Source organism: Polaribacter sp. BAL334 (assembly GCF_015767435.1).
In the GTDB taxonomy this organism is placed as follows: domain Bacteria; phylum Bacteroidota; class Bacteroidia; order Flavobacteriales; family Flavobacteriaceae; genus Polaribacter.
In genome coordinates this window covers 1-353 of the sequence record NZ_JADWOV010000287.1, presented here as the reverse complement: position 1 = coordinate 353, position 353 = coordinate 1, and the positions used below count along the sequence as shown (strand labels likewise).

At 27.8% G+C, this 353-nt stretch carries 1 protein-coding gene; it reads left to right on the top strand.

The window, feature by feature from the left end:
* On the top strand, positions 1-353 hold a 353-nt coding region (locus IU405_RS08625; RefSeq protein WP_197438210.1), incomplete at both ends, for a hypothetical protein.

The following is a 353-nucleotide window of genomic DNA, read 5'->3' as shown; positions in this document are numbered from 1 at the left end:
GAGTTTAATGGCAGATGGAATAATACAAAAGAGGACAGAGTCAGATATAGAGAAAAAAAAGAAGTTTATAGTAGAAACAATTTACCTTGTATTTATTTATATCCTGAAAATCTTGGTATCATAGATTTTGTCTTTTCAAAAAGACTCATTGAAGTATTGCTAAAAAACAATATGACAAAACAATTAAGAAGATTTCAATTTAAAAGATTTATAGATGACAGAGGAGGCTTATTTGTCTATATGTTTGTAAGTGCTTTTGTTTACAGTGGTAGTTTTACATGGCAAGAAAACTACACTACATTATCAGTTTGTATTGGTGTATTTGTTTATCAAATTTATAGACTAGTAATGGG